Annotated in this window: 22 protein-coding genes, 1 tRNA gene and 1 riboswitch; of the genes, 10 read left to right on the forward strand and 13 right to left on the reverse strand. The window is 54.9% G+C overall.

From position 1 onward, the window contains the following. Window positions 1–5: 5 nt before the first annotated feature. The 8 genes from D3871_RS31310 to glyA all read right to left on the reverse strand — a co-directional run bounded on the left by D3871_RS31310 (window position 6) and on the right by glyA (window position 8,702). Window positions 6–473: a type IV pilin protein gene (locus tag D3871_RS31310; RefSeq protein ID WP_119768881.1), complete on the reverse strand. Its 468-nt coding sequence runs from the start codon at window positions 471–473 to the stop codon at window positions 6–8. Beyond that, a complete protein-coding gene (locus D3871_RS10755) occupies window positions 454–1,791 on the reverse strand; it encodes a pilus assembly protein (RefSeq protein WP_119768882.1) in 1,338 nt (445 codons plus the stop codon). The genes D3871_RS31310 and D3871_RS10755 overlap by 20 nt, the downstream gene beginning before the upstream one ends. Next, a complete protein-coding gene (locus D3871_RS31640; RefSeq protein WP_420799639.1) occupies window positions 1,776–2,054 on the reverse strand; it encodes a PilC/PilY family type IV pilus protein in 279 nt (92 codons plus the stop codon). The genes D3871_RS10755 and D3871_RS31640 overlap by 16 nt, the downstream gene beginning before the upstream one ends. Before the next feature lie 2,402 nt (window positions 2,055–4,456). Further along, window positions 4,457–5,077 carry a pilus assembly PilX family protein gene (locus tag D3871_RS10765; RefSeq protein ID WP_119770023.1) on the reverse strand — a complete coding sequence of 207 codons (621 nt, stop codon included), beginning with the start codon at window positions 5,075–5,077 and terminating at the stop codon, window positions 4,457–4,459. A 29-nt stretch (window positions 5,078–5,106) separates the two neighbouring features. Beyond that, window positions 5,107–6,072: a PilW family protein gene (locus tag D3871_RS10770; protein ID WP_233575577.1), complete on the reverse strand. Its 966-nt coding sequence runs from the start codon at window positions 6,070–6,072 to the stop codon at window positions 5,107–5,109. Continuing rightward, window positions 6,069–6,647 carry a type IV pilus modification protein PilV gene (pilV, locus tag D3871_RS10775; protein WP_158597908.1) on the reverse strand — a complete coding sequence of 193 codons (579 nt, stop codon included), beginning with the start codon at window positions 6,645–6,647 and terminating at the stop codon, window positions 6,069–6,071. Before pilV ends, D3871_RS10770 begins: the two co-directional genes overlap by 4 nt. A 122-nt stretch (window positions 6,648–6,769) precedes the next feature. Beyond that, on the reverse strand, window positions 6,770–7,240 hold the full coding sequence (gene nrdR, locus D3871_RS10780; protein WP_119768886.1) for a transcriptional regulator NrdR: 471 nt from the start codon (window positions 7,238–7,240) through the stop codon (window positions 6,770–6,772). Window positions 7,241–7,457: 217 nt separating this feature from the next. Continuing rightward, window positions 7,458–8,702, reverse strand: coding sequence for a serine hydroxymethyltransferase (glyA, locus tag D3871_RS10785; protein WP_119768887.1), 1,245 nt, complete (start codon window positions 8,700–8,702; stop codon window positions 7,458–7,460). A 96-nt stretch (window positions 8,703–8,798) separates the two neighbouring features. After that, a riboswitch (ZMP/ZTP riboswitch) is annotated at window positions 8,799–8,924 on the reverse strand. 137 nt (window positions 8,925–9,061) lie between these two features. Between glyA and D3871_RS10790 the strand changes: the two genes are divergently transcribed. From D3871_RS10790 to D3871_RS10830, 9 genes are all read left to right on the forward strand, one after another. Beyond that, window positions 9,062–9,808 carry an SDR family NAD(P)-dependent oxidoreductase gene (locus D3871_RS10790; RefSeq protein WP_119768888.1) on the forward strand — a complete coding sequence of 249 codons (747 nt, stop codon included), beginning with the start codon at window positions 9,062–9,064 and terminating at the stop codon, window positions 9,806–9,808. A gap of 51 nt (window positions 9,809–9,859) precedes the next feature. Next, entirely contained in the window at window positions 9,860–10,300 is a 441-nt protein-coding gene (gene ybgC, locus D3871_RS10795; RefSeq protein ID WP_119768889.1) for a tol-pal system-associated acyl-CoA thioesterase, read from the forward strand. Window positions 10,301–10,384: 84 nt separating this feature from the next. Further along, window positions 10,385–11,083, forward strand: a complete 699-nt coding sequence (tolQ, locus tag D3871_RS10800; RefSeq protein ID WP_119768890.1) for a protein TolQ — start codon at window positions 10,385–10,387, stop codon at window positions 11,081–11,083. Next, the gene (locus D3871_RS10805) at window positions 11,083–11,520 is read left to right on the forward strand and encodes an ExbD/TolR family protein (RefSeq protein WP_119768891.1); all 438 of its coding nucleotides are present in this window, start codon (window positions 11,083–11,085) and stop codon (window positions 11,518–11,520) included. Before tolQ ends, D3871_RS10805 begins: the two co-directional genes overlap by 1 nt. A gap of 5 nt (window positions 11,521–11,525) precedes the next feature. Beyond that, window positions 11,526–12,461: a cell envelope integrity protein TolA gene (gene tolA, locus D3871_RS10810; RefSeq protein WP_119770024.1), complete on the forward strand. Its 936-nt coding sequence runs from the start codon at window positions 11,526–11,528 to the stop codon at window positions 12,459–12,461. A gap of 6 nt (window positions 12,462–12,467) precedes the next feature. Then, on the forward strand, window positions 12,468–13,733 hold the full coding sequence (gene tolB, locus D3871_RS10815) for a Tol-Pal system beta propeller repeat protein TolB (RefSeq protein WP_119768892.1): 1,266 nt from the start codon (window positions 12,468–12,470) through the stop codon (window positions 13,731–13,733). A gap of 38 nt (window positions 13,734–13,771) precedes the next feature. Continuing rightward, window positions 13,772–14,296 carry a peptidoglycan-associated lipoprotein Pal gene (pal, locus tag D3871_RS10820; protein WP_119768893.1) on the forward strand — a complete coding sequence of 175 codons (525 nt, stop codon included), beginning with the start codon at window positions 13,772–13,774 and terminating at the stop codon, window positions 14,294–14,296. Between the two features lie 3 nt (window positions 14,297–14,299). Further along, window positions 14,300–15,049 carry a tol-pal system protein YbgF gene (gene ybgF / locus D3871_RS10825; RefSeq protein ID WP_119768894.1) on the forward strand — a complete coding sequence of 250 codons (750 nt, stop codon included), beginning with the start codon at window positions 14,300–14,302 and terminating at the stop codon, window positions 15,047–15,049. Window positions 15,050–15,219: 170 nt separating this feature from the next. Next, window positions 15,220–15,295: transfer RNA gene (locus D3871_RS10830), tRNA-Lys, on the forward strand. Between the two features lie 261 nt (window positions 15,296–15,556). On the opposite strand, the gene D3871_RS10835 is transcribed toward D3871_RS10830, so the two are convergent. The 5 genes from D3871_RS10835 to D3871_RS10855 form a co-directional block, all read right to left on the reverse strand. Continuing rightward, on the reverse strand, window positions 15,557–16,672 hold the full coding sequence (locus tag D3871_RS10835; RefSeq protein WP_147376773.1) for a hypothetical protein: 1,116 nt from the start codon (window positions 16,670–16,672) through the stop codon (window positions 15,557–15,559). A gap of 150 nt (window positions 16,673–16,822) precedes the next feature. Then, entirely contained in the window at window positions 16,823–17,137 is a 315-nt protein-coding gene (gene flhD, locus D3871_RS10840; RefSeq protein ID WP_119768896.1) for a flagellar transcriptional regulator FlhD, read from the reverse strand. Between the two features lie 19 nt (window positions 17,138–17,156). Continuing rightward, window positions 17,157–17,477, reverse strand: a complete 321-nt coding sequence (locus tag D3871_RS10845; protein ID WP_119768897.1) for a type II toxin-antitoxin system PemK/MazF family toxin — start codon at window positions 17,475–17,477, stop codon at window positions 17,157–17,159. Further along, complete coding sequence (locus D3871_RS10850; RefSeq protein ID WP_119768898.1) at window positions 17,471–17,725, reverse strand: AbrB/MazE/SpoVT family DNA-binding domain-containing protein; 255 nt, start codon at window positions 17,723–17,725, stop codon at window positions 17,471–17,473. The genes D3871_RS10845 and D3871_RS10850 overlap by 7 nt, the downstream gene beginning before the upstream one ends. Window positions 17,726–18,079: 354 nt before the next feature. Next, on the reverse strand, window positions 18,080–19,294 hold the full coding sequence (locus tag D3871_RS10855; protein ID WP_147376774.1) for a flagellar biosynthesis protein FlhF: 1,215 nt from the start codon (window positions 19,292–19,294) through the stop codon (window positions 18,080–18,082). 791 nt (window positions 19,295–20,085) lie between these two features. Between D3871_RS10855 and D3871_RS31320 the strand changes: the two genes are divergently transcribed. Further along, window positions 20,086–21,783: a methyl-accepting chemotaxis protein gene (locus tag D3871_RS31320; protein WP_119768900.1), complete on the forward strand. Its 1,698-nt coding sequence runs from the start codon at window positions 20,086–20,088 to the stop codon at window positions 21,781–21,783. Window positions 21,784–21,954 lie beyond the last annotated feature (171 nt).

Here is a 21,954-nt window from a genome sequence, read left to right on the forward strand (position 1 = left end):
TACCTTTATTTCCAGCATTCCGCTTTGATGGGCGTCCGCTTTCCGTTGCTCGACATGCCGAGTTCTCCGCATGCCGGATCGGAAAACTGACTATCCACCAGAGCGGTTCCGGGTTTTGCCGTCACGACAACGCAATTGGCTACCGTGTCATCGCTGCAGGCAGTCGCGGAAAGTTCATAAGCGCTGTTTGACGGACTGCCGCCCGAATACCATTTGAATAGCTTGTCGGGCGAAGACGACGAAAACGCGGCATAGGTATTGTGCTGGGAGTAGTAACGCTCCTGTTGCTGCAATGTTTCCATCAGGGCACTCTTCCCTTCCGTCCGTTTGGTCCGGCGTATGGATTCCTGATACGAAGGAAACGCAATGCCCGCCAGTATGCCGACAATGACGACAACCACCATCAGTTCCAGCAACGTAAATCCTCTTATTCGCAATGCCGGGTCCGCAATGCTATTTGCTTGTTTTTGCATTTCGCAGCTCCTGCCAATTAGGAATTTCTCTCCAGCTGAACCGTCCTGCCGGCGGTTTGATTTCAATCTTTTCGCCAACTGCCGCGCCTCCAGCCGCTACACCGGTGCCAGACGCCGTTTTGGCACCGGTCCCGAAATTGACGACGGAGTACTTTTTCTTGACCGCACGCCTTCCAATTGCATTGCGTTCGCCGACTTCAGTCCCAGTTTCAAAAGGCACTGGCGCACTCAGCATGCCGACGGCCGACAAGTGGCCTGTGACACCGCCATTCGCCGGCATGCCGCTTAATGTGTCGACCACATAGCTTCGTCCGCCACCGGCGTCGCAAGGGTCGGAACCCGGGATCAGGGTATTGAAGAACAACAGGCCGTTGATCAGCATCGGGTTTGTGACGCTGCGTTCCCCTGTCGCCGAATCGGGAAAATCGAAATACCATCCTTTTGCACCGGTGATATTTGCGTCGTAGCTAAGCTCGGCACCTGTTATTTTGAATGCACCGTTTACTTTTTCGAGCGAACGCGAGGCAAGATCGGCGCGGCCGCTGGCTGCATAATCGCTTTTCATGGCATCGAGCACGCCATAGAAAGACTGGGTTGAAAACTTCCCTTTGGCGGCATCATCCTCTTCAATAAACTTGCCGGTACCAATGAGCACGACATAGCCCCCACCCGGCGCGAAGGCAACACGCGGTTGCGTGGTCAAGGGCTGGCGCTTGCCCTTGTCATCCGTCGCCATAAAGAGCGGTGTGGTGCCGGCAAGCGCATCGTTCCAGGGAGCGGCCCCAGTGAAATCGAAGCGCCAAAGGTTGCCCTGCATGTCGCCTGCATACGCGTAGCGCACCGCGCCATCGGCGCCCGTGACAAGCGCGGGTGCACTCAGTCCGTTTTGCACGCCCGCGTCCTTGGAGGGAGTACGGTATTTATAGTAATTGACGCCGAGTTGCCATTTGGCCGATGGCGGCTTGTCCAATGAAAGGAGGAATAATGCGCCCGACGCATCCTGATTGAAACGGCCTGCGCCATCATTCTTGTAATTGTTCATGCCGCTGGAGACAACGGCGAAGTACCTGTAATCGGGAGCGCCTTCTTTCGCGTAGGCACGAAATTTCGCAATAGCCGGCGTACCAATGACGTAACCCATATCGGGATCGTCGGCATCGCCAAACTCGAACAGTGCCCGACCGCCTCCGGCAAATGATGCGGGGTCGCTCACGTCCAGCGCGAACACACCCTGTGCCCCGCCGCCCATGCTCGCAAGAAGGACTGTTTTCCATCCACCTACAGCATGGGCTTCGGCCACGGTTACCGTGCCATCCATATATGGCTGATGCCGGTATTCGGGGAGGTAAGGCGATTCAAGCCAGGAATCAACGCATTGGGAACATAGGCAAACATTTCCAGGCCGCTCGTCGCATCAAACGCATGCAGCATGCCGTCATTGGCGCCGACATACACTGCCTTGGCACGACCGGCATGCTTGCTGTAGAAGGTTTCGTATCCACTGCCTTGCACGCTGGTCGACGGTGCGCCAACAAAGACAGGATTGCCATTGATGATGTCGCCCAATACACGCTTTCGCACGCGAAAAATCCCTCGGGCTGATCGGCTTCGAGTGCTCGTTCCCCGCGCAGGTAACCGACGCGATCGACTCCCCGCCCATCGGCCTGCGTGCTTACCGGCGAAACGTCAAGCCAGGCTTTTTGCGCTTCGGTCAACTGATCCCACTTGAACTCGATGTTTTCAATACCGCCGGACGAAACGGATGAGGTATATATTCGTCGCTTGGCCGGGATCGGCTCCGCGCCCTTGGCCACAATACCGGTCAGAATTTCTCCGGCATCCCATTCCGCCGACTTGCCGATGTTGATTTCATCGTTGGCGCCCAGCGTCAGTTTCAGCTTTCTGAGGCTGCCACTCCATGTCGATGAATCGAAGCCGGGCTGATACACGTGAGCACCGTCGGTCGATATCCTGGAGGTGGATACCGAAACGCCGGAAATCGTTCCTCCTCCTTCGGACAATGTGGAAAACACCTTGCCGATGGCACTGATCATTTCCTTCGGCTGGCCGGCCAGGAAATAGTTGCGGGGAACGGCGGTCGCATCCTTGCCATTGCTCCATGGCGCATAGCTTCCGCTAAGCGTTTCCCCGTCCGCCGTCAGGCTCACAAATGGATTATTGTCCTTGGTCTGGGGGTCGAAGCCGCCATATTTCGCCGCAAGGTAAAGCTGGCTATCGCGCGGTTTCAAGGCACGTTTACTGCCATCGACAAGGCCATTGCCGCCTTCATCCACGTCGATGGCGAAGGTTTTCACGCGGGTCGGTTTATCGACGCGAATATCGTTCGTATTTGCCCAATAGGCCAAGCCGGCCATATAGTAAGTGCCATGCCCGGAAGCGCCAGTATCCTTCGCTTCAAGGCTGGAGAGATTGTCATTCTTTGCAGGGTTTCCATACTTGCCAGAAGTGTCGCTCTCCATCTCGCCGACTTTGCGCGTCCAGTCGACAACATTCAGTGCCGGCGCGGCTTCATCGGCAGACTCGATGGTGCGCGCAGCGTCATGCGCGTCGTTTTCGGTCTGTGAGGATCCATACTTGGTACGTGTATTCCCGGGTATGTAGCGGTCCCAATGCGTGTTCACGTCAGCGATGCTGAGGATGTAGTTTCGCTGACATGATGCTATTACGGGATCCTGCCATTTATCGATGACCGGAAAGTCATCTTTCATGGTGCCGGTGATATTGCTGACGGCGTTCGATGTCGGCCCCTTACCTTGAAAATAGCGGATTCCTTCGTAATACAGTTCGCTTAGCGGATCGTATCGCTTGTAGTTTCCTGAACGGCCGAATTTGTTGAGATAGTTGAGAACGCCGCTATTGGTCTTGCCGTCGCGATCAGACGGCATGTCGGGATTGTTGTAGAACCGGCCCGAATTCGCATCCCACTCGCGCCAGTCATTTTCTTTCACCAGGAAGTCCGGCGCTTCTCGACGGGTCGTGCCGACGTATTTGATCGGCGCACGCAGGACGCCGCCATAACGCTGCACGTCGTCATCGAGCAGATAACCCATGGCACCAACGCGCAGCTTGTCAGCATTTCGCTGAATCTGGCCGACCGGCTTGTATACGTTTCCGTATTGTTGGCATAGCTCTTTTCTCTGTGGTCCTTCGACCTCATCGCAAACCTTGACCCGGACAAGGTAGTCGCCCAATTTCTTGTCTGTCGCATTCTTCGGTGCCTTGCCAATTCCATCCCACGTCGATGTGCAATACTGGCTCGCATCGTTGCCAACAACCGTGCCGGCGCTGGTATCACTGAAAAGAATGCGATTGCGGCAGGAAACGACATAGAGTGTAGTCACATCGAAGGGGGTCACCATTTTCGGTGCACTGACGTTGCCACCGACAGTGACCGTCCTGCGCGGAAAGTAAGTGTTATGCGCATAAAAATTAGGCTCGGCGCCATCCCGCAATACCGCACGTTGCAATATGGTTTCCGTATCGGTGTCACGAATGCGGTCGCCGCCCGTCAGCGCATAGCGCACCATGTCGATTGCCGAGGATGACGCCCAGTTCATGAAATTGCCACTGAATGTGCCATTCCCGCATTCGTGAATTGAATCGGCATTGGTGTCGATGACGAAGTAAAGGTCGTCGTAAAAGAGATTCGTGTCATTGCCGGGATTGCGGTTGCTGCCTTTGTAGCGATAACATTTTTTCGGATTGAAGTATCCGAGGTATTCATAAGTGCGGTTATAGGTGCCACCATCGCCTCGATAAGCAACGCCCACGGTAGGAAACTCAACCGAGAGGCTCAACAGCAAATTGGGGTGCAGATTTGCACGACCGCTGAATAGCGGTCCGGCGGCGATGTTCACTAAGGGATTGGGTGCATTTGCCGCAACCGCCGTAGCAGAGATGAACAAACCGAATGACGACAGAAATGCGGCGAGGTATATCGGTACAACAATTGCGTTCCTCATCTATTTGTCAGCTTTCTTGTAAAACGTTTGCAATACCACTTGCGTCGAATCCCGCATGCCGAACCCGATCGCCGTAATTCGGTAAAACACTTCGGGCTTCTCGGCGGCGTAGCCTTTGTAGGCAAACATCATTGGTTCTATGACATAGCGTGGCTGACGTGCCGGAAGCGTCCCCATGCCGGCCGGGAAGCTGTAGCCGGTAAAGCGGCCATAGGGAACCGAGCTGGCATTTTCCGACGCATCCAGAAAGTCGACGGTTTGCCATACCGGAGCACTACCCTCCGCCGCGGCGCTGCACAGACCGACATCGATATTGGCGACCCCTGCCTTGCAACCGGTTGCCGGAAACGCGAGCATGTTGTCCGATGCAAACAAGGCACTGCGCGATTTGGCCGCATCGGGCGAGCCTTCTATGTCGAGCTCGGCATCCATCAACGCAGCTTCGGCTGCCTGCAAAGCGATCTGGCGGTCACGATCATTGCGCGATACTTTCTCGCCCTGCAGTGCTATCCGCGCAGCCGAAATACCCAGCAACGAAACCACAATCAGCATGAGCAGCGACACGATCAGGGAGACGCCTGTCTCTTTTGTGCGGTTTGCGACGGCAATACGAGTATTCATGCGTGAACCGACGTGCAGGGACGACATATTCAATCGCCGCTCCCTGATGCCTGATTGCGAAGATGCACTGTGGTTGCGTACATCCTGCGCTGCCGATTGCGGGTAGCTTTCGAAAAATTCGTTTCCGTCAGACGCACGCCTTTGTCTGCGGATGCATGCATGTCGGAGTACTCCTTGCCGAACATGTCAAAAATCAGGTCATCGGTACTCGCAGGGATGCGGGTATTATTCGTGCCGCGCACAAGCACCGCGATCTGTACGGTGGCTATTTTTTTCCAGTGGGTCTTTGCATTTCCCACCGCTATGCTGACGCCCTGCGGTATGGTTGTCGCATCAAGTGCGTTAACCCCGGTGGCGCTGACCATTTGATTGGGGAGGCCGTCGTCATCCGTATCGACCCCATACAGAACTTGAAAACCTTCGACCCCGCGCACAATGGCGTCTGCCTTCCAGCTTGAATTTCCCAAATACTTGCAATACAGCTGGGGTTCGCCAAGCGAATCCTCCGCCACGTAGAAAAGACTGCCGCTACGCTGTTGGTCGGCGACCGGAAAGCCGGCGCAGTTAACTACAGTACCTTCAGGCGCTCCGAAAAACTGGACCGACAACACATCGCTTCCATTGACCGGCGCAGCGACCGGCGATGCCATCCATGGAGCATCGCTTTTCAAACGGTGCGCATCCAGCCCCTCGATGCTTGGGTTCATTTCCGGCTTCACTATGGCAGGCGCCTCTTGTCTGTCCCAATTCACGTAAGCTGCCTGCCGTATGGCGCGGGTAAGAATTTCCATGGCATAGCGTCCGGTATCGTCCATTCGCGCTTCATCGTCCTGGGCCAGATAACCGGACTTGGTAGACAACAGCAACGCCGTCGCCGCCATCACGACCAACAACCCCAGGGCGATTGAAATCATCAGCTCAATCAGGGTAAGGCCGTTTTCGCGCACCAATGACCGGGATATCGACGCGCTTTCCCTCAACATGTCGATATTCATTGCACGTAGGGCTCGACAGTAAAGGCGACGCTGGGCGGAAATTGTTTGGCGGCGTCCTTCACAAGGCTACCGTCGGAATTTTTTGCCTGCCATCCCAGCTTGATGACCAATGAGGTGCCCGTCTCCGCACCCGGCTGGCAATTCCATGACAGGGCGCGTGCAGCATCATCCCAAGGCTGGGAGTCGCGGCACACCAGCGCGCGTACATCCGGCAGCGTTGAAGCAATACGCCTCTTCCATTCGTAGACATCAAAGTCGGCCAGCTCGCGGCTATTGCAGCTCACGGAGTAGCAAAGCTTGGACGGAGACTGCGGCATGCCATCGATGGAACGCTGATAGCTGAGACCAACGAAAGGATTGTCGGTATCGCTCTTCTTCATCTGGCCGTCGTTCGCACGCATCTTGTCGGCAAGCTCGGCCGCCAGTTGGACCGCCATGGTTTGCAGCCCGGACTGGTGGTTAGTCCGCATCGCGGTCAGCTGCATTCCTGCTGCGCCAATAACGCCGATGGCAAGGATAAATACCGCAACCAGCACCTCGACAAGTGAAAAACCCGAAGTGTGTTGCTTAACCACGTCGCAAGCCATTTCTTTGCCCACAAAAGATACAATAAAACAATATTATATATTTGTTAATTATTTTTTATGCAACTTTTTTGACGCGTGAAATGAAATAGCGATGTGCGTTTTAAACGAGATTATTTGGAAGGAGTTTTGCGTTCGCGCCCGACTTCAGCGATTGCGTCCTGGAACTCGGCCACGTCTTCAAAGCTCTTGTAGACAGAGGCAAAGCGTATATAGGCAATCTTGTCGAGTCGTTTGAGTTCGCGCATGACGAGTTCGCCGATATGGCCGGACAAGACTTCGCGCACGCCGCTGGAAAGCAGTTTTTCTTCGATACGATGTATCGCGGCATCCACTGCTTCCGCGGACACCGGCCGCTTGCGTAAGGCCAGCATGAGACTGGCGCGCAGTTTGGCCGCGTCGAAATCGGTGCGACTGCCATTTTTCTTGACGATGACCGGCATCAGCAACTCGATGCGTTCATAAGTCGTGAAGCGTTTATCGCAATGGGCGCAGCGACGCCTGCGCCGAATGGTATCCCCTTCTTCGGACACGCGCGTGTCGATTACCTGAGTATCTTCATGATGGCAGAAGGGGCATTTCATGGCGGCTGTGGATAGGCGTGCGAGTTAGGAGAGGTCCTTAGTATCGCACACAAGCATTATCAACTCAGCAATTATCAATGCGGAAACAGGTATTTGCACGAACCTGCTTCCGCATTGTCATTTGATCCGAGAGCTGGGTTACGCCGCCAGGTATGGTCATCACCTTGAAGCGCTGACCATGCCGGCGGCAAACCGGTCCTCGTTCGTATTACTTTGCTTAGCCGTAGACCGGGAAAGCTTCGGTCAGCTTGCGCACTTCCGCTTTCACCCGCTCGATCGTTGCCGCATCGTGCGGATTGTCGAGCACGTCGGCGATCAGGTTGCCGACCTTGATCGCTTCCGCTTCCTTGAAACCGCGGGTCGTCATCGCCGGGCTGCCGAGACGGATGCCCGAGGTAACGAATGGTTTTTCGGGATCGTTCGGAATGGCGTTCTTGTTGCAAGTGATGTGCGCCGAACCAAGGATTGCTTCCGCTTCCTTGCCGGTGATTTTCTTCGCGCGCAGATCGACCAGCATCACGTGCGATTCGGTACGGCCGGATACGATGCGCAAGCCACGCGCGATCAGGGCCTTGGCCAGTGCGTCCGCGTTCTTGACTACCTGCTGCTGATAAGACTTGAACTCGGGCGACAATGCTTCCTTGAATGCGACGGCCTTGCCGGCGATGACATGCATTAGCGGACCGCCTTGAATGCCGGGGAAGATTGCCGAATTGATGGCTTTCTCGTGCTCGGCTTTCATCAGGATCACGCCACCGCGCGGACCGCGCAGCGATTTGTGTGTAGTCGAAGTGACAAAGTCGGCATGCGGAACCGGATTCGGATACACGCCGGCAGCGATCAGGCCCGCATAGTGGGCCATGTCGACCATGAAATAGGCGCCGACTTCCTTGGCGATCTTTGCAAAACGTTCGAAGTCGATGCGAAGCGCATACGCGGAAGCGCCCGCGATAATCATCTTCGGCTTCTTTTCACGTGCCAGACGCTCCATTGCGTCATAGTCGATTTCTTCCTTGTCATTGAGACCATAGGAAACGACGTTGAACCATTTACCCGACATGTTGAGCGCCATGCCATGTGTCAGGTGACCGCCTTCGGCGAGCGACATGCCCATGATGGTATCGCCGGGCTTGAGCATCGCGAAGAAAACGCCCTGATTGGCTTGCGAACCGGAATTCGGCTGCACGTTCGCGGCTTCGGCGCCGAACAATTCTTTCAGGCGATTGATCGCCAGGGTTTCGGCGACGTCAACGAATTCGCAACCGCCGTAGTAGCGCTTGCCTGGGTAGCCTTCCGCATACTTGTTGGTCAGCTGGGAACCCTGCGCTTCCATGACGGCAGGCGAGGTGTAGTTTTCGGACGCGATCAGTTCGATATGATCCTGCTGACGCGTGTTTTCCTGCTGAATGGCGGACCAAAGTTCGGGGTCGACTTTGGCAATGGTATGGTCTTTTGTGAACATGAAAACTCCAATCGATTAAGGAAGCAAAGTGGTTTTGCCGAAATCGAATGAGGGGCCAATAGGAAAAGGACAGGCAGCCTCAGTCGTGCATTCCATTTGGGCTGCCCAGGCGAACGGCTATTGAACGGCTATTGATATCTCACGTTCCCCGGTGGATTTCCACCTTTTAGCCGGGCCGCGATGAATCGCTGCTGCCGGCATTCGCCAGTTACGTGAGACGAAATGGAGCTAAATTGTAAGTCAGCCCCTAGAATTCGGCAAGGATGAGCGGCAAACGATTTTTGACGAATTGAAATGGTTACCCTGCCTTTCGGCTACAATTTTGCGAACGCATCGTTTATGCATGAAAGGAAACGACCATGATCGTATTGATTACTGGCGCAACATCCGGCTTTGGCGAAGAAATGGCGCGCAAGTTTGCACAAAATGGCCACAAAGTCATCGCGACCGGTCGCCGCAAGGAACGCCTCGACAAGCTTGCGGCCGAACTCGGCGCCTCGCTGCTGCCGGTCGAAATGGATGTGAGCAACAAGGCATCGATCATGGCGGCAATCGATGCACTACCGTCCGAATGGGCCGACATCGATGTCCTGATCAACAATGCCGGCCTTGCATTGGGCGTTGAACCCGCGCACAAGGCTTCGCTGGAAGAGTGGGAAACCATGATCGATACCAATTGCAAGGGATTGGTCACGATGACCCATGTAGTCTTGCCCGGCATGGTGGCGCGCGGTTGCGGAACCATCATCAATATCGGCTCGCTGGCAGGCGCCATTCCTTACCCCGGGGGCAATGTCTATGGCGCGACCAAGGCATTTGTCGATCATTTCACGCTCAACCTGCGGGCCGACCTGATCGGTACCGGCGTACGCGCCACCAATATCGCCCCCGGCCTGTGCGGCGGCACGGAATTCTCGAATGTACGCCTGAAAAACGATGACGCCGCAGCCAAGGTCTATGAAGGCACCGTTCCGCTAACCCCAAGTGATATCGCCGAATCCGCTTACTGGATCGCCACACTGCCGGCGCATGTCAACGTCAACTATCTCGAGATGATGCCAACCTGCCAAGGCTTTGGCACCTTGAATATCAAGCGAAATCTGTAATGCTCCGTATTGCAGCAAAATCATTGCGGCGCGTTGAGGGATGGCGGTGTCATGGATAAAAGCCAGCCGGAGTTCGTCTGGCCGATTCGGGTTTACTATGAAGATACCGATACAGGCGGGGTTGTCTTCTATGCAAATTATCTGAAATTTTTTGAGCGCGCACGTACCGAATGGCTTCGTCACTGTGGAATCGGGCAACAACTCTTATCGGAAACGCATCAGGCGATGTTTGTCGTCAAGAGCACTTCTGTCGATTATCATGCTCCGGCGAAATTAGATGATGAACTGAAACTCACGGTCGTTGTCGAACGGCTAGGCCGCGCCTCGGTAGAGTTTGTACAAGAGGCTTGGCGAACAAAGGGAAAGGAAAGCATGCTGTTGACGAGCGGAAGAATCCGGGTCGGCTGCGTGCATACCGCAAGCTTCAGGCCCATGGCTATCCCGAACGAAGTGCTGGACCGTATCCACAAAAGCAAGAGCGGCACGGCATAAAATCCCACGAGACGACATCGTTTCCGCCCTGGCGGGAGAGATACGGTTGCGTGAATAGAATTTGCAATTACGTTAAAACATCCAATGAGCGTCACACAAGACCTTTCGTTTATCTCGCTGATCAGTAACGCATCCCTGCTTGTCCAGTTGGTCATGGCCCTGCTCCTGCTTGTGTCAATCATGAGCTGGACATATATCTTTCGCAAAATGTTTGCCATCAAAAGTGCGCAGACGCAGACCGAGGAATTCGAGCGCGCCTTCTGGTCGGGCGGCAATCTCAATGCCTTGTTCGAAGAAGCAACGTCGAACCGCCGCCGGAACGGCAATAGCGGCGCGCTTGAACGCATTTTTGAATCCGGCATGGGTGAATTCATCAAAGGCAAAGCGATCTTCGCCGGCAAGGGTCAGGTCGATCCGGGCAGCATGATCGATGGCGCACGCCGCGCGATGCGCGCTGCCTATCAACGCGAAATGGATGCCCTCGAATCACATCTTGCGTTTCTGGCATCAGTCGGTTCAGTCTCGCCCTACGTCGGCTTGTTCGGTACCGTATGGGGCATCATGAATGCATTCCGCGGCTTGGCAAACGTACAGCAAGCCACTCTTGCATCGGTCGCACCGGGCATTGCCGAAGCGTTGATCGCCACAGCGATCGGCCTGTTCGCAGCGATCCCTGCAGTGGTTGCGTACAATCGCTACTCGCACGACATCGATCGCCTTGCGATTCGCTTCGAAAGCTTCATTGAAGAGTTTTCCAACATCTTGCAGCGTCAGGTTCGCTAATGGCAGGCAATAGCACGATGCGCGGCGGACGCAGCCGCAAATTCAAATCCGAAATCAACGTCGTACCGTATATCGACGTAATGCTGGTGCTGCTCATCATTTTCATGGTGGCAGCGCCGCTGACCAATCCGGGTGTGATCAATCTGCCGACAGCGGCCAAGTCGGCATTACCGCCGACCGAGTACATCCAGATTTCGCTGAAACCGGACACCAGTGCAACCATCGGCATCAATGGTCAAAAGAGCGGCAACCAGGCTGACAAGGTGGGCGGCCGCAGCGCGCTGCTGCAAAAACTGCGCTCCATGCATGAAGCCAATCCCGAGTTGCCGGTGATGATTTCGGCGGACAAGGACATCAAGTACGACGAAGTAATTCAAGTCATTTCCGAAGCCAAGAAATTGGGCATCAACCGCGTGGGGCTCGCGACAAAGCAATGAACGCGATGACAGATTCCACTCCGTATTCGGTACCGAAGGAACCGGGCCGCTGGCGCGCGCTAACGTTTGCAGCGCTGGTGCATGCCGCATTGCTCGCCTTTCTCTGGATTGGAGTACGTTGGCAAAGCGATACGCCGACCACCATCGAGGCAGAAGTCTGGAGTCCGCAGCCGCGCGAAGCAGCTCCCGTGCCAGAGCCGGTAACGACACCGGAACCCAAACCGGAGCCCAAGCCAGAACCGAAGCCGGTCGTTCAAGAACCGCCCAAACCCAAGGTGGTCGAGCCGCCTGTCGCCAAGCCGGATATCGCGCTTGAACAGGAGAAGAAGCGCAAGGCGGAAGAAAAGAAACGCCGGGAAGAGGAAGAAGAAAAAGAAAATCTTGCCAAGGAAAAGAAGCGGCTTGAGGAAGAAAAACTCGCGAAGGACAAGAAACGTCGCGAGGAAGAAGAGAAAGTCGCCAAGCTGAAGCAGGAAGATGCCAAGCGCCTCGAAAAGGAAAAAGCAGAGAAGGCAGAGGCAATCAAGAAAGCTGCGGCTGAGAAAAAACGTCAGCAGGACGAAGCGGACAACAAACTCGCACAGAAGATGCGCGACGAGGACATGCGTCGCATTACCGGCGCTGGCGGGAGCAGCGATGCTGCGAAGGCCCAGGGCGGACGCGCCGATGGCGCTTACAGTCAGCGTATCGCGGCGAAGATCCGATCGAACATCACCTTCATCGTGCCGGAAGGCTTGCAAGGCAACCCGCCGGTAGAATACGAAGTGCGCCTGCTGCCTGATGGATCCGTCGCGGGCATGCGCAAATTGCGCTCCTCCGGCCTTCCCGGCTTCGACGATGCCGTTGCGCGTGCGATCGAGCGTGCGCAACCGTTCCCGAAAGATTCATCCGGCAGCGTGCCATCCACGTTCATAGGTAACCATAAACCGAAAGACCAGTAAGCGATCATGATAAAAAATCTTTTCTCGCGTACGTTTGTGATCCTCGCGATCGGCTTTACCGCGACGTTTGCACAAGCACAATTACGCGTCGAGACCACAGGTGTCGGTGCCACGCAGATCCCTGTTGCGATCGCCGGCTTTGCCGACGAAACCATCGCGCCCCAACAGATCACCGCCATTATCAAGGCGGATCTCGCGCGCAGCGGCTATTTCAAGATCATTGACACGGGCAACACCATGTCCGAGACCACTTCGGTGAACTATGGCGAATGGAAATCCAGAGGCGCGGATGCACTGGTCGTCGGCAGCGTACAACGCCTTGCCGACGGCCGTTACGATATCCGTTACCGCCTGATGGATACCGTCAAGGCATCCAACCTCTCAGGCTTCGGCCAGGTTGCCGCACCCGACCGACTGCGTGTTGCAGGTCACAAGATCGCCGATGACATTTATGAAAAACTTCTCGGTGTCCGCGGTGCCTTCTCGACCCGCGTTGCCTATGTCACCAAAGCCGGCAACGAATACCGTCTTGAAGTGGCTGACGCCGACGGCGAGGGCACGCAGGTCGCGCTACGTTCCAACGAACCCATCATTTCGCCTTCATGGTCGCCTGACGGCACAAAGGTCGCCTACGTCTCTTTCGAGGCGAAAAAACCTGTTGTCTATGTGCAGGATCTGACAAGCAGGCAGCGCACCGTGGTCGCCAACCATCGCGGCAACAACTCCGCGCCGTCATGGTCACCTGACGGATCCCGTCTTGCCCTTGCGCTGTCCCGCAGCGGCTATACGCAAGTCTATGTCGTGAATGCCGATGGCTCGGGCCTGCGCCAGCTGACCAATTCCAACGGCATCGAAACCGAGCCGCAGTTTTCGGCAGATGGTCAATACATTTACTTCACCAGCGACCGCAGCGGCGGGCCGCAAGTCTATCGGATGAGCGCCAATGGCGGTGAAGCACAGCGCGTGACTTTCAATGGCAGCTACAACATCAGCCCGCGCGTCGCGCAAGACGGCAAAACGCTGGCGTATATTTCGCGTCGTGACGGAAGATTCCAGCTGTATGCACTTGATCTGACAAATGGACAGGAGTTGCGCTTGTCTGATTCGACCAAGGACGAGTCGCCCAGCTTTTCCCCGAATGGCAAATACATCATGTATGCAACCGGCCGCGGCTCGCTTGCGGTCGTGTCGGTTGACGGACGCGTCCGGCACCGCCTCACCACGCAAGCCGGGGACATCAGGGAGCCCACCTGGGGCCCATTCATGAAATAATATAGGTTTGAAGCAATATTCACTCAGGAGAAATTTGAATGCGCACTACCACGACTTTTGCCCTTATTCTTTCCAGCGCCTTGGCACTGACGGCTTGCGGTTCCTCCGTCAAGCTGGATGACAACGCCAAAGTCGAAGAACGTTCTGGCACGGCACCCAATACCGCCGATGCACGTTCCATCAGCCCCGTGACGACCGGCTCGACCGATCCGCTGAACGACCCGAAAGGCGTTCTCGCCAAGCGCAGTGTTTATTTCGACTATGACAGCTACATCGTCAAGGACGAATTCAAGCCGGTCGTCGAAGCACATGCAAAATACCTCGTGTCCAACAAGGCTCGTAAGATCGTTATCCAAGGCAACACCGATGACCGCGGCGGCCGCGAATACAACCTGGCACTCGGCCAGAAACGTGCTGAAGCCGTTCGCAAATCCCTGGTGCTGCTCGGCGTATCGGACGCGCAAATGGAAGCTGTCTCGTTCGGCAAGGAAAAGCCGAAAGCTACAGGCAGCGACGAAGCCGCGTGGACAGAAAACCGCCGCGCTGATCTGGCCTATCAATAATCCATGAACAACTCCATCCGATCTACACTTGCTGCGGCCGTCATGGCCGCATTTTCGCTCGCACCGCTGCAATCGCAGGCGGCATTGTTCGAAGACGAGGATGCGCGCAAGGCAATCCTCGAAATCCGCAATCGCCTGACCAATATGCAGAGCGAGATCAATGCCAAGGCGGACAAGACGAACAGTCTCGATCTGAATAACCAGAACGAACAGCTCAGGCAGGAAATATCACGCTTGCGCGGTCAGATCGAGGTATTGACCAATGAATTGTCCAATGCGCAGAAACGGCAAAAAGACTTTTACGTCGACCTTGATACAAGGATTCGCAAGCTTGAACCGCAGCAGGTCACGGTCGATGGCAAGGAAGTCACCGTAGAACAAACAGAACAACGCGCATATGATGCTGCCCTCGCCGCTTTCAAAGCGGGGGACTATCGCAGTGCTGGCGCTGCATTCTTCGAGTTTACGCGTCGCTATCCGCAATCGGGACTGGCGCCATCCGCGCAATACTGGCTCGGCAATACCTACTACGCACAACGTGACTATCGCAACGCGATTAGTGCACAGCAGGTCGTCGTAAAGAACTATGCGGACAGCCCCAAGGCGGCCGATGCCTTGCTGAATATCGCAAGCTGCCAAATGGAGCTTAAGGACAAGCCTGCGGCGAGAAAGACGCTGGAAACACTGGTTGCACAGTATCCGGAGTCACCATCGGCACAGACCGCCAAGGAACGCCTGACGGCATTGAAGTAATCCATTGCCTGTAGCTTGCAGCGTCACTAATGTGCAGCCGCAAGCTACAGGCAAAGCAAGGCAATGAGCAAGTCAATGAAGTTGTTGGAAGCAGTACGAAAGAATTTCCTGAAGGTTTGTCGCAAGGCATTTGACAGACCTGTCAAAACTTCTTTATAATCTTGGTCTTCGGGTCGTTAGCTCAGCTGGTAGAGCAGCGGACTTTTAATCCGTTGGTCGCAGGTTCGAATCCCGCACGGCCTACCAAAAAATAAAAAGCCCACGAGGAATTTCTTCGTGGGCTTTTTTCATTGACGGCTGTGCTTTCGAGTCTTCACGGAAACGATCGATCCAGCATCCTCAGCGTGCCCGAGAATCCCCCATCGCAACTAATCCTTGCGCATCGCGGCTGCAACCAGATCACAGACAATGGGGGCAGGCGCGGATCCGCATACCAGCCACCCGGTCGGCAAGTGAATGTCCGTCACGTTACAGGTCAGGATTGGTATAAGAAATAAACGCCCGGAATCAGAAGTACCAAGCGTAGGCAATCAAGGCGGCAGTGCTCGCAGCAGCATGCAGCACATACATCAAAACTTGCCGAGTACGATTCGGAACAACTGGCGTAGGAGCGTCGTTCGACTGAGAGGGTTCGACGGCGTCCTGAACAACTACTGGCGTGTCGATCGCAGGACACTGCAACACGCTTTCCTTTGGCTTCACCGATGGTACAGCCGCCTCAGCCCATGGAGGCACAGGAGCTTCCTTGCGGACGATATCGACAGGTGCGCGCGCCGCCTTGCCGGTACTAACGGGAATTGAACGCCGGTTCGCAGTTACTTTCCCGGTCGTCAGCATCTGATGAAGCTCCTGCACTGTCGGTTTGCGCCCATGGCGGCGCTCCCATGCGCGGATCAGGTTGATGTGACCGTCGCCCATCAAGGCGTCATGAAGTGCATTGCCCATCTCCAGTCCTCGCCCCACCGCTTGAGCAAGCTGCTTTTCATGCACACTCTGGGCTACCTTGATAAGACTGCGCGCGCGAACATGGTCGCGGCAATCACGCAACTCTTCTTCAAGATCATGGAATTCGATTTGCGCATCGATCTGCACTGGCGGATCGAGAATGACCCGGGCACCGACCTGCTTCAAATCCAGCAGTGCGCGGACCGCAAAATCAAGTTTTGCCTCCGCGAGCCCATCTTCTTCATCGATATGACTTTCCGCCAGGCCTGGCATGAACAAGCGGGATTGTTTGTAGCCGGAAAAAAAAGAGGCTAGCGGCTCGATATCCGCTTTTCGAAGGGCAAACGGCTTGCTCCATTCCGCGCCCTCCTTCGCATCATCAAGGGGGATCAGCGCAGAGCGCATTCGTGGGATACGGAATACTTTGTCCACCCATTCGCCGCGCAACGAGGCTGCATCGGTCGAAGCGAGATGCGCCGTCTGGACAGCACGCATTGCATTGGCATGAGGATCCGGCAGTTGCTGGTGCTCCGCCGGCATCTCCCTGTGTGTAACATCGATGCGCGCCTGCTTTCTGCGCAACTCGATCGCATCTTGATGAATCCGGTTCTGCCTTTCGGTCTCCCACTGGAGCGGGCTATCCAGAATATCGAGGGCCTGCATCTCAGGCCGTTCCATATTCAGTGATCATGCGTGTCGCAGCGCGCGACAGATCGGCATGAGCCATGCGAACGCAAACGCTCCCCGCCGACGCTCGAAGGGAGCAGACAGGTGCAATTGCGGCAGCTTCGCATTGATCGTAGGTCACGCCGACAGTCTTTCCAATGATTAGACCATGGCTTCCGGCGCCTGCGACGCCATGATGATCGACGCATGAACCGGCGCACCGGTGGCGCCCGCCTTATCGCGCAGCAGCGTCGACAGGATGGCAGTGTCATTGAACCTGAAGCGCGACAGCATTACGTTGCAGCCTGCCATTTTCAGAACCTGCGCATTGCTCATGCCGGCGATCAGGTCTGCAATTTCGCCGCTTATACCGAGCCGGAAAATAGCTTCGGCGCGATCGTCACGAATCATTTGCTGCGCGATCATCAGGTAGCTGAGGTTGACGTCGCGGATCTCGGACAGGTAGTCGTTGGCCATGTGAGTTCGGTCCTTATCTTTAATAAGCGAAAACTTCTTGTAATACTTCGAGAGCCTTGGCCATGGTATCGTCGCCGATCACGCCCAGCTTCCTGATTAAACGCGCCTTCTCCAGCGTGCATATCTGATCCAGCAGGATCAATCCCTGTTTTCCCATGAACGAGACAGGTATCCGGAACGGCGCCGGAAGATCGTGCGTGCTCATTGGTGCCACGATCAGCGTGCTCAGGTACTCATCCATCTCTTCGGGAGAGACCACCACGCACGGCCATCGCTGCTGTGTGACGCTTCCGACCGGCTTCTCGAAATCAATCAGCCACACCTCTGCCCGTTTCACCATGAAAAGCCAGCGTCCGCTTCATTGGTAATCAAAGGCCATGCGATTGCCTGCTCTGCATTGCTGGCCGCAATTTTTTGACATGCCTGCGCCCATCCTTCGCGGGATTTTTTCTTTGGTTTGCGAATGATGATGGCGTCGTTTTCGACGTCGATTTCCACTTCTCCGATATCAAGACCGGTCTGCAACAAGAACGGCTTGGGGATCAATACCCCTTGCGAATTTCCCATCTTGCGAATTGCAGTTTTCATAGAAATCCCTTTAACAGTGCGTTCTAACATAGTACAACGGAATTCCCGTACGGCAAATTTTTATTTCAACAATGTTTGAACAAAGCTGCGGAGATTGCTACTTAGTATTTACGTATGTAAATACATTGTTGTACCTATGAGAAAAATATTAAATGGATAATCTAAAATCGCCATGGAAGTGGAAGATCCGGCAGTCCTTTTGAATATCAAAGGCTTTTAAGCACAGGCGCAATAAGAGGCACCGGGCACGATACAGACACAGCCGATTTGACAGAAATGCAGCGGAATTGGAATCGCCCGCGGACCATGTGAAACAACCTCGGCATTGCAGGCGCCCAGGGGGGCTCGAAGGAATCAGTAGGCGCTATTGCCAACCGGCCTGTTATAAGAGGGGCATCCATTCTTACCCCACATTCCATTGCAGAGCTTCCATTTGCATTGCTCGCGCAAAAAGAAGTTTGACGCTTGCTCACATTGGGCAAGCATCATCTGGGTGCTGCGTGTCTTGAGGATACCGCCGGAAGTAGATACCTGAGACGAAGCACGCTGGGTGGGTGCGCTCTTGCGTTCCCTTACCTCGGCTAATCGTCGCTTAGCTTCGGTCTTTTTTTTTAGTTCTTCGTCGGCCTGGCGGCGAATCCGTTCGATTTCCAAGTCCTTTGCCATCTTTGAATCCGGCTGGCGTTTCGGCACGACGGCATGCGCTCTCGTCTCTACTCTTGCCGACGGCCTTGAGTGCTGCTCTGCCATGTTTGCGGTACTCGGCATCTCGGCGAGCGAAGGAGCACGTCTTGCCGATGGCGACATGGGGAGTTCGGGCTTTGTGTCCTGACTGCGCTGGCGTTCAGCTTGAGTAATCGCATTTTGCACTACCCTGTCTTCGGCGGTTTTACTCGACGACCTTGCTCCAGGCGATGAAGCGGCTGCCGTCTCCGGCTCAGCGACGGCGTCCGGGGGGGCGCCATCGTAAGGCAGTTCACTTCTGCTGATTCCGCGTACACCGCTACTTTGAGACGCCACGGACGACTCGGCTGTGGCCGCAAGCGCGGAGTACGAAGGCTTGCCGGCGGAAATTCCCGGCACCCCATCTGCTCTATCAGTCTGTGCATGAGGATTCAACCACCATGCACTGCCGACGCCGACAGCAGCGCCAACCACAAACACTGCGGCCATATATGCAAATTTCGGCATGCGACGGCGCCGCGGCAGCGGATGCTCATATTGCGCGTAACGTTCTGCGTATTCACGCTGGAACTGTTCGTATGCCGGGTTAACCCCCGAAGTTTCCGTAGTTCGTTGAGACAAATTTGCACCTGTCTCGTGAATATCCCTCTGATCAGCGCCCGATGCGTCTGTCTTATCCGGTGCAGGCGTATCACCAAGCGCGAGCCTGCCATCCGTTTGCGTTTCGCTACGGGATTGCGGCGGTTCCGGTTGTTTCAGTGAAAGTGGCGTCGTCCGGCCGGTCAAGTGCAGTACCCTCCAAAGCAGGTTGGCATTAGGGATGCTTACCAAACAAACTTTTACATGATTGCCAACGAACAGATTCGTATATAAAGCAAGTGTCATTCAACTTTTGCGCAATATGCACTGAAATTGACTTGCTGCGAGGCACATTCGCCGGAAATTCAAGCGTCGGACCCGGTGTGGCAGTTTACGACAAGCACTTTCGCAGTGACCCGCCGTATCCAGAAAGACAACTAGAGGCAATAGTGGTTCAATGGCACCGGTATGCCTATTGATGATTTGCCATGGCAGCAGCAAATAGACTCTGAGAAAGGTCGGGTAGATTACAGATTCACTTCTTCAACCGAGCGTTTGGCAATAGTGCGACGTTGTTCCATTTCGCCTTGTTGACGAAATCGAGCTTGCGCTGATGACCTTAGGCGCTTTCCCAATCTCGATCGTGTTTGTCAACACAACGTAGCTTATCCCGGAACCGCTTCTGGCGATAACGCGATCCCATTCATTCGGATGATGGAGCGTCTGTTTGCATGGCTCAATATCCTTTAACCGCTCCGCCTGCTGCATCAATCACCCCCTGCTCCAGTCATGGAACAAAGGTGAAAAATCCCGGAAAGTCAACAGCTCCTTCGCCGCTTCCAAACGTTGGAATTCAGCATCTCCTTATGGCGTCTGGCCTTGATGCCGTCCCGTAAAAGTTAACAGCTATCTTTACTTGACGGCATGCTGAAAACTGGAAATACGTTCGGCATTTCGGTTCGCCTCAGTGGAGGATTGCGACCGCGATGTCTGCTTTTCCCTTCAACCTAAAAATTTCCGATTAGTGCAAATGATGCTCGCGCCGTCCGTGATCGGCGACGCTGGTTTTGATTCTTAAAAATTCGCAGGAGATCCACATGCTCAGAAATGTGCAGATCAAGACACAAGTAGTTCTAGGCTTAGGTTTTTTGATTGCGCTACTGACGATGATCGGCGGTTTGGCCTTCTACGGTGTTCGCAATACCGCTGCTCAACTCCAGAGCATTACGCTTAAGGATGTTAAAGCGGCCGGACAGGTGGAGAACATCCGCTTCAGGATGGAAATCAACCGCAGCCAGATATTGCAGTCGCTGCAACACAATCCAACGATGGAGTGGTCGAAGTTGCATGATCATCCACTGGATATTCATTCCAAAATAGTGTCGGACACCACCGGCGAGATAAACGCCGCATGGACGCGGTATATGGCCAATATCACCTCGCCTGATGAAAAAAAGCTCGCCGAAGAATGGTTCACGGCGAGCGGACGACTAGGCACCGAGGCGATTGGGAAATCCATGCTGGCGATTCGGGAAAACCGATGGGACGACGCGCAAGCAGTGCTCATCCGTTCGATCAATCCAACATACAGGATCGGAGACGGCGTCTTGGCAAAGCTAACGGACTTGCTTGAGAAGCGCGCCGCACGCAACGGCGTAAAAGTAGAAGCAGATATTTCGCAAACCGAAAATACTTTGGCGATCGTCATTGTACTGGCGGCGCTCCTTGCGATCGCGGTCGGCATTCTCCTGGTGCGCAGTATCACCGTCCCGCTCAACCAATCCATAGAAATTGCGCGCCGCGTCGCCCAGGGAGATCTTACGGGCGAAATTGATGTTACTTCCAACAACGAGATTGGGCAGCTTCTCCTGGCTCTGAAGAACATGAATACCAGTCTGGCTACCATCATTCACAACGTCAGATCGGCGACCGGGATGATCGGCTCTGCTTCCTCGGAAATAGCCACAGGTAACCTGGACCTTTCCTCACGGACGGAGCAACAAGCGAGTTCGCTGGAAGAAACTGCTTCGTCGATGGAAGAACTGACCAGCACGGTGAAGCAGAATAGTGACAACGCGAACGAAGCAAATCAGTTGGCGCTATCTGCTTCTACGGTGGCAACCAAGGGCGGAACGGTGGTTTCAGAAGTCATCGCCACGATGGCATCGATCAATGAATCAGCCTTGAAGATTGTCGACATCATCGAGGTGATCGACGGCATTGCGTTCCAGACCAATATTCTCGCGTTAAACGCAGCGGTTGAAGCGGCTAGAGCGGGAGAGCAAGGCCGAGGCTTTGCGGTGGTGGCCTCGGAAGTAAGAAGTCTGGCCCAGCGTTCCGCCAATGCAGCAAAAGAGATCAAGGCCTTGATCGATGACTCCGTTGAAAAGGTCGGCGTTGGTACTCGCCTGGTCGATCAGGCTGGGGTAACGATGGAAGAGATCGTTTCCAGCGTCAGGCGAGTAACCGACATCATGGGTGAAATTGCCGCGGCGAGCGAGGAACAGACCATAGGAATCGGGCAGGTAAATCAGGCGATCACCCAGATGGATGAAATGACGCAGCAGAATGCAGCATTGGTCGAGCAAGCAGCCGCAGCGGCGGCCGCACTTGATGACCAGGCCAAAAACCTCACGGGCGTCATCAGTGTATTCAAGGTAGACAACAACCAGGGGGATTCTCTGCCACTTGTACCGCAGCAGAAAGAACCACGTCCCGCTCTCCGGATTGTTCCCAAAAAAATTCCGAACACCAGGATCGGAAAAATTGCGGCCAGCCGAAAAAGTGTTGTTTGAGATGACAATTTGATCGGGGAAAAAGTCTCGATCATCGCCGCTACAGGAAAACCATTTTTCTAAAAATTGCTGCGCCAGCATATCGTGCAAAACGAAACGTCTGCGCCGATGCGCCTCGTTGCGGGCCACACATATGCGTTTTCATCATTATCTTTAATGTTATTCAAGAAA

Origin of the sequence: Noviherbaspirillum saxi (genome assembly GCF_003591035.1) — a bacterium.
Lineage (GTDB): Bacteria > Pseudomonadota > Gammaproteobacteria > Burkholderiales > Burkholderiaceae_D > Noviherbaspirillum > Noviherbaspirillum saxi.

Bases quoted from the DNA above. Each gene is read 5' to 3' on its own strand.
- D3871_RS10765 (WP_119770023.1), bottom strand. From the start codon at position 5,077: ATGAATACTCGTATTGCCGTCGCAAACCGCACAAAAGAGACAGGCGTC.
- D3871_RS10850 (WP_119768898.1), bottom strand. From the start codon at position 17,725: ATGAAAACTGCAATTCGCAAGATGGGAAATTCGCAAGGGGTATTGATC.
- D3871_RS10805 (WP_119768891.1), top strand. From the start codon at position 11,083: ATGGCAGGCAATAGCACGATGCGCGGCGGACGCAGCCGCAAATTCAAA.
- D3871_RS10855 (WP_147376774.1), bottom strand. From the start codon at position 19,294: ATGACACTTGCTTTATATACGAATCTGTTCGTTGGCAATCATGTAAAA.
- D3871_RS10770 (WP_233575577.1), bottom strand. From the start codon at position 6,072: ATGAATATCGACATGTTGAGGGAAAGCGCGTCGATATCCCGGTCATTG.
- glyA (WP_119768887.1), bottom strand. From the start codon at position 8,702: ATGTTCACAAAAGACCATACCATTGCCAAAGTCGACCCCGAACTTTGG.
- ybgF (WP_119768894.1), top strand. From the start codon at position 14,300: ATGAACAACTCCATCCGATCTACACTTGCTGCGGCCGTCATGGCCGCA.
- D3871_RS31320 (WP_119768900.1), top strand. From the start codon at position 20,086: ATGCTCAGAAATGTGCAGATCAAGACACAAGTAGTTCTAGGCTTAGGT.
- flhD (WP_119768896.1), bottom strand. From the start codon at position 17,137: ATGGCCAACGACTACCTGTCCGAGATCCGCGACGTCAACCTCAGCTAC.
- nrdR (WP_119768886.1), bottom strand. From the start codon at position 7,240: ATGAAATGCCCCTTCTGCCATCATGAAGATACTCAGGTAATCGACACG.
- tolQ (WP_119768890.1), top strand. From the start codon at position 10,385: ATGAGCGTCACACAAGACCTTTCGTTTATCTCGCTGATCAGTAACGCA.
- ybgC (WP_119768889.1), top strand. From the start codon at position 9,860: ATGGATAAAAGCCAGCCGGAGTTCGTCTGGCCGATTCGGGTTTACTAT.
- D3871_RS10845 (WP_119768897.1), bottom strand. From the start codon at position 17,477: ATGGTGAAACGGGCAGAGGTGTGGCTGATTGATTTCGAGAAGCCGGTC.
- D3871_RS31310 (WP_119768881.1), bottom strand. From the start codon at position 473: ATGCAAAAACAAGCAAATAGCATTGCGGACCCGGCATTGCGAATAAGA.
- D3871_RS10755 (WP_119768882.1), bottom strand. From the start codon at position 1,791: ATGGATGGCACGGTAACCGTGGCCGAAGCCCATGCTGTAGGTGGATGG.
- D3871_RS10790 (WP_119768888.1), top strand. From the start codon at position 9,062: ATGATCGTATTGATTACTGGCGCAACATCCGGCTTTGGCGAAGAAATG.
- pal (WP_119768893.1), top strand. From the start codon at position 13,772: ATGCGCACTACCACGACTTTTGCCCTTATTCTTTCCAGCGCCTTGGCA.
- tolA (WP_119770024.1), top strand. From the start codon at position 11,526: ATGACAGATTCCACTCCGTATTCGGTACCGAAGGAACCGGGCCGCTGG.
- tolB (WP_119768892.1), top strand. From the start codon at position 12,468: ATGATAAAAAATCTTTTCTCGCGTACGTTTGTGATCCTCGCGATCGGC.
- D3871_RS10835 (WP_147376773.1), bottom strand. From the start codon at position 16,672: ATGGAACGGCCTGAGATGCAGGCCCTCGATATTCTGGATAGCCCGCTC.